Here is a 13,126-nt window from a genome sequence, read left to right as displayed (position 1 = left end):
TGACTCCCTCATGCGTTGGTTCGAATCCAGCTACCCCAGTTATTGACACATCTTCTTTTGAAGGTGTGTTTTTTTGTACAAAATTTCAGTCGATAAATTTACTAAATGTTACTAAATAAATTGACGTTCTTTTATGGCACCGCTATACTAAAGAAGAGAATTGAAAAGGCTTTAATAAATAGGCTAAGTCAAACTAGAGGAGCGGTGTTAATGGCAACAGTTGAAAAGTTAACGAATCAAGCGTGGGGAACTTATTTTGAAGTGAAAAATAAAGATGGTGTAATTTTGGAACTCCATCCTTTTGGCGCACGAGCGCTATCATTAGTGCTGCCTGTTGATGATGGAAAGCGCGATATCTTAGTCGGTTGCAAAAACTTAGCAGATTACAAAGAAAATAGCTATTATAACGCGACGATTGGTCCGGTAGCTGGTCGGATTGCAGCTGCTCGTTTTGAATTAGAAGGTGTCGAATATAACACCGAAGCTAATCAAAAAGGTAATACATTACACGGTGGTTTTGAAGGGTTTGATCAACGAGTATGGCAAGCCGAACCTTTTGTGGCAGAAAATCTGGCAGGCGTCGTTTTTAAATTAATTGATCCAGATGGCAATCACGGTTTTCCTGGCAATGTCAGTGCAAAAGTAACGTATACATTATCCGATGATAATCAATATAGTTTTACATTTGAAGCAACCACAGATAAACCAACATTATTCAATCCAACCAATCACGGCTATTACAATTTAACGGGCACACCAAGTAATGCAATTGATGAACATACACTACAAATCAATGCCAATTTTGTCGCCCAAACAAATGATGATGTCACGACTACTGGTGATAAAGTTGCGGTTACGGGGACAAAATTCGATTTTGTTTCAGGTAGAAAAATTGGACCGACGTTATTAGATGATCCATTTTTAATTGAAGCTGATGCGCCAGATGCACTCACTTTAACTGCTCCTGATGGAAAAGTCGCACTAACGCTTTTAACACAAGCTCCAGCTGTGGTGATTTATACGACCGGACAAGGAGAAGCTGGTACGAAGATGAATACTGGTGTTATGCGCAATCATGGTGCGATTGCTATTGAACCACAAGGGGTACCAGGAACAGAAATTTATCCGCAATTTGGCGATATTACACTAACACCAGAAAAAGAGTATTCGATGACAAGTACATTTAAACTCATTTTTTAATCGCAAAAAAACCTCACTAAAAATTTTAGTGGGGTTTTACTTGACCATTTGCGATTACAGTTGTAAACTTAAAAAGAAGTTGAGATTACATTTGTAAACGAGGTGAGAATTAATGACGTTAGAACCTGTGAAAATTAGTGATGCAGAGTGGGAAGTTATGCGTGTTTTGTGGACATTGCATGCGGCAACCGCTCATGAGATAGCAGAAATTTTAGCCGATAAAATGGATTGGAAGTTGGCGACGGTTAAGACGCTTTTGGGTCGCTTAAGTAAAAAAGAGGTAATCTATAGTGAACTAGACGGCAAAAAGTTCATTTATTATCCAAAGGTTTCAGAATCCGCCACTGTGCAAAGTGCAACCGAAAATCTATTTTCTCATATTTGTGCTAAAAAAATTGGCGCAACGATTGCAGATTTAATTGACGATGCGCAATTAACCGCACAAGATATAAGCGCTATTCAAAAAGCGTTGGCTGCTAAAACACCAGTAGCTAGTATTGCTTGTGATTGTATTCCTGGACAATGCGAATGTAGGATTCATCAAATAAAACATAATGATTAAGAAAAGAGGAAATGAAAATGAAACAAACTTTTAATATTAGTGGTATGAGTTGTGAACACTGTGTGGCCCGCGTAGAAGGTGCGATTAATGCTTTACCCGGTGTAAAAAAAGTCAAAATTAATTTAAAGAAAAATAACGGTGTGGTGAAATATGACGATACCCAATTAACAACTGAAAAAATTGTTGAAGCTGTAAGTGCTGCTGGTTATCCCACAGAGGCGGCCTAATGAATAATGAACAAGTTGCGACATTTGTCATTACCGGAATGACTTGTGCCAATTGTTCGGCTCGAGTCGAAAAAGAATTAAATGCCCAACCTGGTGTGGCCCAGGCTACTGTCAATTTGGCAACTGAAAAAGCTACTGTTCAATTTAATGAAACTACTGCTGAAGCACTGATTAAAAGTGTGGAAAACATTGGCTATGGGGCTATTTTAGATGATGAGGCGCATCGGCAACAAGTTGCTGAAAAAAAACGTGGACAGATTAAAAAAATGCAACGGGACTTAATTTTTAGTGTCGTTTTAGTTGCGCCTTTAATGATCGCTATGATTGCGATGTTATCGGGAGTGAATGCTTCATGGGTGCATTTTTTCCACCGTCCTTTCGTTCAGTTGATTTTAGTTACACCGATTCAATTTGGTGTGGGATTACGTTTTTATAAAGGCGCGTATCATGCGTTAAAAACAAAAGCACCTAATATGGATGTTTTAGTTTCTTTAGGAACAACTGCCGCTTTTTTGTTGAGTTTTTATAACGGATTTTTAGGCGGCAATCCCCATGAGCTGTATTTTGAAAGCAGTGGGATGATTATTGCTTTAATTTTATTAGGAAAATATCTAGAAATTACTGCGAAAAATAAAACCAGTTCAGCAATTAAGCAATTAATGCAGTTACAAGCCAAAACTGCTCGCGTTTTAAATGAAGATGGCAGTCAAAATGAAGTAGCTGTGGAAGCTGTAAAAAAAGGAATGAAAGTTATTATTTTTCCCGGCGAGCAAATTCCGGTAGATGGTCTTGTTATAAGCGGGCAGACGTCAGTCGATGAAAGCATGTTAACTGGTGAAAGTATGCCAGTGGAAAAAAATGTAGATAGCACGGTTTTTGGTGGGACTGTTAATAAAAATGGTCAGTTCATCATTCAAACTTTAAAAGTGGGTGATGAGACAGTTTTAGCTCGAATTATTCGGATGGTAGAAGATGCTCAAGGTCAAAAAGCACCAATTCAACAAATTGCAGATCGAATTTCTGCAGTGTTTGTACCCAGCGTTTTAGCGATTGCTATGGTAACATTAATTGTAACAGGACTAGTGAGTGGTAACTGGCAAGAGGCTTTGATTCATAGCGTAGCCGTACTCGTAATTGCTTGTCCATGTGCGTTAGGGCTTGCAACGCCAACTGCGATTATGGTGGGAACAGGTTTAGGCGCGAAAAATGGGATTTTAATTAAAGGTGGCGCTGTTTTAGAACAAGCTGCGCAATTAAATGCGATTGTACTAGATAAAACAGGAACCATTACGAAAGGAAAACCTACTGTCACGAATTTACAATTAGTAGATGAGGCACTTTTACCTGTTTTGGTTAGTTTAGAGGCAGCTTCTGAACATCCTTTAGCGTCGGCAATTCTGGCTTATGCCAAAGAGAAAAAAGTAGTGCCGTATAGGATTGAGCAATTTGAAGCACTCCCAGGCTTAGGAATTAAAGGCAATGCGAATGGCAAAACGTATTATGTTGGGAATCCGAAGCTAATGCTTGGCAAAGTGGATAATGAAAACTATCTTATAAAACTAGCGCAATGGACCAATGAAGGTCAGACAGTCATGTTATTAGCAGATGAAAAGGCAATTTTAGGAATCGTAGCAGTAGCAGATGAAATTAAAGCAACTTCAAAAGTTGCGATTGAAACCTTACAAAAACAAGGCATTTCAGTTTACATGTTGACAGGTGATAATCACGCAGCCGCAAACTATATTGGCAAGCAAGTAGGTATTCCGGTGGAAAATATTTTTTCTGAAGTATTGCCAGCTGAAAAATCAGCTAAAGTGGCAGAATTACAGCAACAAGGTAAATTAGTTGGTATGGTAGGTGACGGCATTAATGATGCGCCAGCCCTTGCATTAGCTGATGTGGGGATTGCGATGGGAAGTGGTACAGATATCGCTATGGAAACAGCGGACGTCACTTTGATTCACAGTGATTTGAATTATTTAGAGCAAATGTTGCAATTATCAAAAGCGACGATTAAAAAGATTAAGCAAAATCTTTTTTGGGCGTTTATTTACAATACTGTTGGAATACCGTTTGCAGCTTTGGGCTTTTTAAATCCAATTATCGCTGGAGGTGCCATGGCCTTTAGTTCTGTTAGTGTTTTATTAAACTCACTTAGTCTAAATCGATTAAAACTAGAAAAGAGGGAGTAGTGATGAAAGACCAAAAAGAAATGGATGAGAATATGAATCACCATAATCATGACCAAAAGCAACAGGATATGTCTCAGATGGCTCACAATCATGCTGATCATAAAATGCATGATGAAATGAATCATGAAATGAGTGGTGAAATGCACCATGATATGAATCACGCGGGCCATGATATGAGTCATATGGATCACGATATGGGGGGCATGGATCATTCCATGCACATGGGAAACTTTAAACAGAAGTTTTGGCTTTCGTTAGTCTTAGCGATTCCCATTATATTACTTTCACCTATGATGGGAATTAATTTACCGTTTCAATTTACTTTTCCAGGTTCAGATTATGTTGTTTTAATTTTAGCGACAATCTTATTTATTTATGGTGGTCAGCCATTTTTAAGTGGCGCCAAAATGGAACTGCAAATGAAAAATCCGGCGATGATGACTTTAATTGCGATGGGGATTTCCGTTTCTTACATTTATAGTCTTTACGCCTTTATTGCCAATCATTTCTTACAGACAAAACACGTAATGGACTTTTTCTGGGAATTGGCGACATTAATCGTGATTATGTTATTGGGACACTGGATTGAAATGAATGCCGTCTCAAATGCCAGTAGCGCCTTAAAAAAATTAGCGGAATTATTACCTGATACGGTAACGCGTGTCCACGATAATGGCCATGAAGAAAAAATTTCCCTCCAAGCAGTACGTGAAGGTGATACTTTAATTGTGCGAGCTGGAGATAAAATGCCAACTGATGGCTTGATTTTAAAAGGGCAAACAACGGTGGATGAATCGGCAGTGACAGGTGAGTCTCGTGGGGTAGTACGCAAAACTGGCGATCAAGTAATTGGTGGTTCAGTGAATGGCGACGGCACAATTACAATTAAAGTAACCGGTACCGGTGAAAATGGCTACTTAGCCAAAGTAATGAAAATGGTAAAAGACGCCCAAGCGGAAAAATCACATTTAGAAGCTTTATCAGATAAAGTCGCCAAATGGCTCTTTTATATCGCTTTAACAGCTGGTATTTTAGCTTTTATTGCGTGGCTAATCGCTGCAGATTTACCAACAGCCTTAGATCGGATGGTAACCGTCTTTGTGATTGCCTGTCCGCATGCTTTAGGGCTTGCGATTCCATTAGTGGTGGCCCGTTCGACTTCTTTAGCCGCCCAAAATGGTTTATTACTAAAAAATCGCAATGCAATTGAAAATACCCATGATTTAGATGCAATCCTCCTAGATAAAACAGGAACCTTAACAGAAGGAACCTTTGCGGTAACTGGGGTTGAAATATTAAATAAAGATTGGCAAAAAGATACAGTATTACAATATATTGGTGCGTTGGAAAAAAATGCTAATCATCCAATTGCCACGGGTATTATGAAGTATATCAATGCTGAAAAAATCACTGTACCTAATAGCCACGATTTAAAAAATATTGCCGGAATTGGCTTATCAGGTATGGTAGCAGATCATCATATTTTGATTGCAAATGATAAAGAGCTAACTAAGCGTAGTTTATCTATTCCAAAAGAAACACTGGCACCATATTTGGCCCAAGGGAATACAATTAGCTATTTATTTGTCGATGATGAATTAATTGCCTTAATTGCATTAGGTGATAAAGTTAAGCCAGAGGCCAAAAAATTTATTCAAGCATTAAAAGATCGCGGGGTAGAACCCGTGATGTTAACTGGTGACAATCAAGAAGCCGCTTCTGCTGTAGCAAATTATTTAGGTATTGATAATTTTCATGCTGGTTTATTACCAGATGGCAAAGAAAAGATTGTTAGTGAAATGACAAAAGCAGGTAAAAAAGTTGCTATGGTTGGTGATGGTATTAACGATGCACCTGCGTTGGCACGGGCGACAGTAGGGATTGCCATTGGTGCTGGAACAGATGTCGCGATCGATTCTGCTGATGTTGTATTAACTAATAGTAATCCAGAAGATATTTTACACTTCTTAGATTTATCTAAACAAACACGTAATAAAATGATTCAAAATCTATGGTGGGGCGCAGGCTATAATATTATTGCTATTCCTTTAGCAGCTGGTGTTTTAGCGCCACTTGGGATTATTTTAAGTCCTGCTGTCGGTGCCATTTTAATGTCTCTTAGTACGGTAATTGTCGCTATCAACGCGATGACTTTAAAAATAAAAAAATAGATTACTAAAAAACTGTTACCTCAATTTTGAGATGCTTTTTGATAAAGTAGACAAGGAAACAAGATCCCGCTACTTTGTCAGATCCATCTCATTTTTAAAGGGACAGTTTTTTTCTTTTATCAATTTTCAGCTGAAAATTAAGCGGAAAGCAAAAAAATGAAGGAAAAAATCGTGACAGTATATACTTAGTGGTATATACTGTTTAAAAAGAGTGCCGGAGGTCTTTTATGCCACAACGGGTAAAAAAAGGATTAATCGCCATTTTATATGCTTTTTTAGCGACGGTTGCATTGAATATGTTTTGGTTACCAGGAAAAATTTATGCCAGTGGGATTACAGGTACCGCGCAGTTATTATCCCAAATTCTAAGCGATTATCTACACGTTGAATTTTCGCTTCCGTTACTGGTTTTATTTTTTAATATACCATTGTTAGCGGTTGCAGCAAAAGTAATTGATCGTGAGTTTACTTTATTGACGATTTTTGCAGTTGTTTTAACATCTGTTATGATGAAGATTGTGCCAGTGGTGACGTTAACGTCTGATCCAGTTATTTGTGCTGTATTTGGGGGCGCTCTTCATGGTGTTTCTGTTGGGCTGACGTTAAATAGTGATTTTTCTACTGGGGGTTTAGATATTTTAGGGATTTTAGTTAAAAAAGCTACTGGTCGCAGTATTGGTTCTTTTTTTATTTTTTATAATGTGACATTACAAATTTTTGCTGGTTTAATATACGGGTTTCCTTTTGCTTTTTATAGTGCAGTTTCCTTTTTTATTAGTGGTCGGATGGTTGATTATGTAAATGACAAACAAAAACGTGTTCAACTGATGGTGGTGACTGAAAAAGCACCAATGTTAACCGGAGTATTGCAAAGTTATTTTCAGCGGGGAATTACCGTGATTAATAATGTCGAAGGTGGGTTTGATCACCAAGAAAGAAAGTTATTACTATTAGTTATTTCAAAGCGAGAATTAAAAGCTGTCGAAAAAGTCATTGCTGATTTTGACCAACAGGCTTTTGTCAGTGTCGCGACAGGGGTTAGTGCTAACCGCAACTTTTTTGAATGGTAAGAAAGTAGGATAAAAATGAAAAAACAAGCAGTATTTGAAGAAATTGCCGCAGAGATTTTGCAACGGGTGGAAAAAGGGGTCTATGTGACCAGCCAAAAATTACCCTCAGAATATGATTTAGCTGAAGAATTTCAGTGTAGTCGCTTAACGGTTCGCCGCGCAGTAGAATCTTTGATTAAACAAAATGTGTTGATGAAAGAAAAAGGCAAAGGAACTTATGTTATGAAACAACCGAAAATTCAAAGTGGTTCAGGCGGTTTACAAAGTTTTACCGAAACGGCAAAAGCACAAGGAAAAAATACCCGTACTGAAGTCTTACAATTTGAAACAGTTTCTAACTTGCCTGAAAAAATAAAACAAGCCTTTGGTGCTTATGCTAATGAAGAGATTGTTTATTTAGTCCGGCGACGCTATTTTGATGAAGAACCGATGACAATTGAGAATTTGTATATCTTAAAGCGTTATTTAGGGGATTGTACTAAAGAGCAATTGCGGGCTTCTTTATATCAAGTTATTGAGCAACATATTGAAATTGGCTATTCTCATCAAGAAGTTGAAGCTGTTAAAGTTACGACAGATTTAGCGGAATTGTTACAAGTGCCAGCCGGCGAACCACTTTTATTAGTACATTCAATGACCTATTCGCCTTCTGCTAAGCCAATTTTATTTGATACATCGTTTTATCGGGCGGATAAATACACCTTCAAAAATATTTTGGTAAGACAAAAATGATTTTTAAACTCATTTTAGGATAAAAAAAGGAGATTGAAGAAATGGATCAAGTCAATACGTTAATTAATGCCAACTGGTCTGATTTTTTAAATGTTTTACAGCAAATAATGCAAGTTCCCAGTGTAAAAGGTGAACCTGAAACAAATGCGCCTTATGGCAGGGAACCTCGCCGCGTTTTAGATTTGGTTTTAGCTTTAGGTGAGGAATATGGGTTTAAAACTGAGCTTGTAGATGATGCGGTAGGCTACATTCAGTGGGGAGAAGACGAAGATTATCTTGGTGTTTTAGGACATTTAGATGTGGTGCCAGCAGGTAGTGGCTGGGATTTTCCACCTTTTGATTTAAGTGAAAAAGACGGGCGTTTTTACGGACGGGGGATTTTAGACAACAAGGGACCAATTATTAGTTGCTTTTATGCGTTAAAAATCTTAAAAGATGCCGGTTTTAAACCACAAAAAACGATTCGCATTTTATTTGGAACAGATGAAGAGAGTGGGATGTCTGATATTCCTAAATACCTAGCTAAGGAAAAACCTCCTGTTTTTGGCTTTACGCCTGATTGTAAATATCCGGTAGTTTATGGTGAACGTGGCATTGTCAATATTCAGATAGCAACAAATTTTAAAGCTGAAGAATTAAAGGTATTAGGGGAGTTTAAAGGCGATCAAGCCAGAGATCACGTTCCAGATGAATTGAGCGTTACTGTAAACCAAAATGAAGTGACTGTAAAAGGAAAACGTGCGCCTTCAAATGCGCCTGAATTAGGCGTGAATGCCATTGTTTTATTAGCAGAAAAACTCGCAAAAGAAAATGACTTAAGTGTCGCGTTAAAGCAATACTTTACTTGGTTAACCAAGGTATTAAAAGACCAGCATTATGGTGAAGGTCTTGATTTAGCACTGGCCGATGAAGATTCTGGCAAATTAATTTTAACTCCTGTCATTTTGCAAAAAAATGATACTGGCTTGACATTAGAAATTGCCTTTCGCTATCCAGTTTCAGCTACGCAAGAAGACGTTGTAGCCGGTGTGTTAAAACAAGTACCAAAAAATTCCACAGTCAATATTGTTCGTAGTTTACCTGGTATTCGGCATGAAAAAGATTCGCCTGAAATTGAAAAATTATCAGCGATCTATGCCAGCGTGACTGGTAATGATAGTCGCCCTGTGACGACAACAGGTGCTACTTATGCGCGGAAAATGCCCAATATTTTAGCGTTTGGTCCTTCATTTCCTGGCCAAAAAGGCATTGCCCACAATGCCAATGAGTATATGGATGTTAGTGACTTAAAATTAAACTTGGAGATTTATCTACGGAGTATTCAAGCTTTGTTAAGTGAATAAGATAAAAAGGTGTGGCAAAAGTCTTGTCACATCTTTTTTTTGCTTAAACAATGTGACAAGACTTTTGTCGTAGCCTCTTCCTACAATGAAACAAGGGATTACATCATAGGAAGAATGAATATATTTATTGTGCTTTTATTGACGAATACAATAAGTCAGAATTTGAAAACGTTTTTTGAAAATGATAAAAGACTAAAAAAATCAAGATAAAATGGAAAATAGTATAGACGTACTAGTATATACTATATAGAATATACAATATAAAGAAAACGCTCTATTATCTGATATAGGAGGAAAGAAAAATGTGGGGAATTATCGCAACGTGGCGAATGGCACACGATGGCATTGTTGCAGCTAAAGAAATGTTAAGTAAAAATGCAACTGCTGCTGATGCCTTAGAGACAACGATTAAAACCGTAGAAGATTATCCATTTTATAAATCTGTTGGCTACGGCGGGTTACCAAATGAACACGGAATTTTAGAAATGGATGCAGCTTTTATGGATGGGGATACATATAAAATTGGTGCAGTGGCTGGAATTGTTGACGTTGCAAATCCAATTTCTGTTGCGCGTAAATTAAGCGATGACAAATTTAATAGTTTTCGCGTTGGTCAAGGGGCAACAGAGTATGCGATGTTAAATGGCTTTGAAATTAAAAATATGCTGACACCACGGGCAAAAAAAATCTGGGAAAAACGTGTTGAAGAAATTGCCAAGTCCAATCTAAGTCCATACGATGGCCATGATACTGTTGGGGTTGTCGCCTTAGACGAACACAATAGTATGGCTGCAGGAACATCAAGTTCTGGTTTATTTATGAAAAAAAGAGGGCGCGTGGGCGATTCACCATTATCTGGATCTGGTTTTTACGTCGATAGTGAAATCGGCGGAGCTGCCGCAACAGGTTTAGGAGAAGATTTAATGAAAGGCTGTCTTTCCTATGAAATTGTTCGTCTGATGAAAGAAGGTCTGACCCCACAAGTTGCTTGTGATCAAGCTGTCTATGAATTTAGTGACCGTTTAACGAAACGTTATGGTAAAGCAGGTGCCTTCTCCCTTATTGCTCTTGATAAAAATGGCCGTTGGGGGGTTGCGACAAATGTAGAATTTACTTTTAGTGTTGCAACAAAAGACGAAGAACCAGCGATTTATATTGCCAATCCTGGTCCAAATCAAACAACAGTAATTGAACCTATAACTAAAGAATGGCTAGATGCCTACGAAAAACGGATTAAAGCACCAGTATAAACCACGTGTTTATTTGCAATATTGTAAATAAAAATAGGTAAAAATAAGGAGGAAATAACATGGCAACAAAGAAAATTTATTTATTCTGTGAAGCAGGAATGTCAACAAGTATTATGGTAAACAAAATGATGACGGTGGCAAAAGAACATAATATGCCAATTGAAATTGAAGCTTTTCCAGCAATTCGAGCTGAAGAAAAAGTGGCAGAAGAAAAACCAATTGCAATTTTATTAGGCCCGCAAGTACGTCATTTAGATGACAAAATGAAAGCGACGTTTGAACCACAAGGAATTCCGGTGGGGACAATTGCCACTGAAGCTTATGGCATGATGGATGGCGAACGTGCTTTAAAAGATGCCTTGAAATTAATCAAAGAAAATAAAAACAAATAAAAACTAAATAGGAGGCGTTAAAATGCAAAAGTTTCTGAACTGGTTGGAAAAAGTTTTAACCCCAATGGCAAAAGCAATCGGGGAAAATAAATATTTGATTGCCATTCGGGATGGTTTCTTACTTTCCACTCCTTTGTTAATTGTTGGTTCACTATTTTTAGTTTTAACTAATTTCCCAATTCCAAATTGGAATGAAATGATGAGTTCTTTTCTAGGGGATAATTGGGCTTCAATGTTAAATATGCCGGCAACAGCCAGCTTTGATATTATGACAATTTTAGCTGTCGCAGGTATTGGGTATAGTTTAGGGAGACAATTTCATGTAGATGCGATGCAATCAGCTATTATTTCATTGGTTTCTTTTTTCATCGTCACACCATTTTCTACCCCGTTTACCCCAGAAGGTACAACAGAAGTTTATGATGTCGCTAGCTTACCTTTACGTTGGATGGGTTCTAGCGGTTTGTTCTTAGGAATGGTAGTAGCGCTAATCTCAACTAGAATGTTTGTTGCTTTATTAAATAAAGGTTGGACGATTAAAATGCCAGATGGCGTACCGCCAACTGTTGTGAAATCTTTTGAAGCATTAATTCCAAGTTTTGTAATTGTGACAGTTATGATGATTGCCAACTGGATTGCCCATGCAACGCCTTATGGCAACTTACAAGAAATTTTGTTTAAATTTTTACAAACACCACTTTTAAGTCTAGGGAATACTTTAGGGGCAATGATTATCGCCTATTTATTCTTACATTTCTTCTGGTTTTTTGGGATCAATGGTTCTTCTGTTGTGGGTGCGGTCTTTAATCCAGTATTACGGGCGCTATCTGTAGAAAACATGGATGCCTTTAAGGCAGGCAAAGAAATTCCTAATATTATCACAGGGCAATTTCAAGATATGTTTGCAACTTTTGGTGGTGGCGGTTCTACTTTATCTTTAATTATCGTTATGATTATCTTTTGTAAGAGTCAACGAATTAAAAAACTATCACAACTATCTTTAGTACCAGGGATTTTTGGTATAAACGAACCTATTATTTTTGGTTTACCGATTGTGTTAAACCCAATTATTTTAGTTCCTTTTGTCTTAGTACCAACCATTAACATCATTATTTCTTATGTTTGTATGAATTTAGGTTTAGTCAATTATACCAATGGGATTCAGTTACCGTGGACAACACCGCCAATTATTTCTGGCTTTTTGGTAAGTGGCTGGCAAGCAGCAATTTTACAGGCTATTTTAATTGTTTTGGGAATGTTCATTTATTACCCATTTATTAAAGTGATGGATGATCAATACTTAAGAGAAGAAAAAGAAGCAGAAGAGCAAAAAGAAGACGATGATATTAATTTCGATGATTTTGACTTCGATGATTTATAAGAATTAGGTGAATGAAATGAAAAAAATTATTTTAATTTTAAATCATGTGCAAGCAGGCATGGGAAGTGACGAAAATGCACAACTTGCTCCGAGTGGGAAAAAAACTGCTTTAGGTCCAGGTCAAACATTGAATCCTCTTTTTAAAGAACACGATGCCCAGATTATTGCCACACTATTTTGTGGTGATCAATATTATGAAGGCCATCAAGCAGAAGTTCAAAAGAAATTTATTGGTTTTGCCAAAAAATTTGAAGCGGATGCAGTGTTATGTGGGCCGGCTATGCACTATCCTTACTTTGGTGAAATGGCAGCAAGCCTTACAGAAGCTTTAAATAAAGCTGGCATTCCGGCAGCAGCTGCAATGTCTGAAGAAAATCCAGCAGTGGAAAAGTATGAAAAAAAAGTAGCAATTATTAAAATGCCTAAAAAAGGCGGAATTGGACTAAACGATTCTTTCAAAAATATGGCTGCTTACGTTTCTGCTCTGGCACATGACGAAGATGTAAGTAACATGCAAGCAATGCTATTTTAAAGTTAGTAGACAAAAGCGCACTACGACTGGAATCGTGGTGCGCTTTGTTAAATTTTATTGTCTTTAGACCTAGT

The 13,126-nt window shown here is 37.5% G+C and carries 12 protein-coding genes; all 12 read left to right on the top strand.

What is annotated here, in order from left to right; genetic code table 11:
• Window positions 1–210: 210 nt before the first annotated feature.
• Entirely contained in the window at window positions 211–1,200 is a 990-nt protein-coding gene (locus RU96_RS12175) for an aldose epimerase family protein (RefSeq protein ID WP_071865750.1), read from the top strand.
• Window positions 1,201–1,312: 112 nt separating this feature from the next.
• Entirely contained in the window at window positions 1,313–1,762 is a 450-nt protein-coding gene (locus RU96_RS12170; protein ID WP_071865749.1) for a CopY/TcrY family copper transport repressor, read from the top strand.
• Window positions 1,763–1,779: 17 nt separating this feature from the next.
• On the top strand, window positions 1,780–1,989 hold the full coding sequence (gene copZ / locus RU96_RS12165; protein ID WP_071865748.1) for a copper chaperone CopZ: 210 nt from the start codon (window positions 1,780–1,782) through the stop codon (window positions 1,987–1,989).
• Window positions 1,989–4,181 (top strand): heavy metal translocating P-type ATPase, encoded by a 2,193-nt coding sequence (locus tag RU96_RS12160; RefSeq protein ID WP_071865747.1) that lies wholly within the window; start codon window positions 1,989–1,991, stop codon window positions 4,179–4,181. Before copZ ends, RU96_RS12160 begins: the two co-directional genes overlap by 1 nt.
• Before the next feature lie 2 nt (window positions 4,182–4,183).
• A complete protein-coding gene (locus tag RU96_RS12155; RefSeq protein ID WP_071865746.1) occupies window positions 4,184–6,352 on the top strand; it encodes a heavy metal translocating P-type ATPase in 2,169 nt (722 codons plus the stop codon).
• A gap of 227 nt (window positions 6,353–6,579) precedes the next feature.
• Window positions 6,580–7,422, top strand: a complete 843-nt coding sequence (locus tag RU96_RS12150) for a YitT family protein (protein ID WP_071865745.1) — start codon at window positions 6,580–6,582, stop codon at window positions 7,420–7,422.
• Window positions 7,423–7,437: 15 nt separating this feature from the next.
• Window positions 7,438–8,154 (top strand): GntR family transcriptional regulator, LSA1692 subfamily, encoded by a 717-nt coding sequence (locus RU96_RS12145; RefSeq protein WP_071865744.1) that lies wholly within the window; start codon window positions 7,438–7,440, stop codon window positions 8,152–8,154.
• A gap of 41 nt (window positions 8,155–8,195) precedes the next feature.
• Window positions 8,196–9,497 (top strand): Sapep family Mn(2+)-dependent dipeptidase, encoded by a 1,302-nt coding sequence (locus tag RU96_RS12140; protein ID WP_071865743.1) that lies wholly within the window; start codon window positions 8,196–8,198, stop codon window positions 9,495–9,497.
• A 302-nt stretch (window positions 9,498–9,799) separates the two neighbouring features.
• Window positions 9,800–10,747, top strand: a complete 948-nt coding sequence (locus tag RU96_RS12135; protein ID WP_071865742.1) for a glycosylasparaginase — start codon at window positions 9,800–9,802, stop codon at window positions 10,745–10,747.
• Between the two features lie 59 nt (window positions 10,748–10,806).
• Window positions 10,807–11,139, top strand: a complete 333-nt coding sequence (locus RU96_RS12130; RefSeq protein ID WP_071865741.1) for a PTS sugar transporter subunit IIB — start codon at window positions 10,807–10,809, stop codon at window positions 11,137–11,139.
• A gap of 22 nt (window positions 11,140–11,161) precedes the next feature.
• Window positions 11,162–12,520 (top strand): PTS cellobiose transporter subunit IIC, encoded by a 1,359-nt coding sequence (gene celB, locus RU96_RS12125; protein WP_071865740.1) that lies wholly within the window; start codon window positions 11,162–11,164, stop codon window positions 12,518–12,520.
• 16 nt (window positions 12,521–12,536) lie between these two features.
• The gene (locus RU96_RS12120) at window positions 12,537–13,052 is read left to right on the top strand and encodes a GrdB-related putative oxidoreductase (protein ID WP_071865739.1); all 516 of its coding nucleotides are present in this window, start codon (window positions 12,537–12,539) and stop codon (window positions 13,050–13,052) included.
• Window positions 13,053–13,126: the final 74 nt, after the last annotated feature.

This window comes from Enterococcus canintestini (genome assembly GCF_001885735.1).
Classification (GTDB): Bacteria; Bacillota; Bacilli; order Lactobacillales; family Enterococcaceae; genus Enterococcus_C; species Enterococcus_C canintestini.
This window is presented reverse-complemented; position numbering and strand designations above follow the sequence as displayed.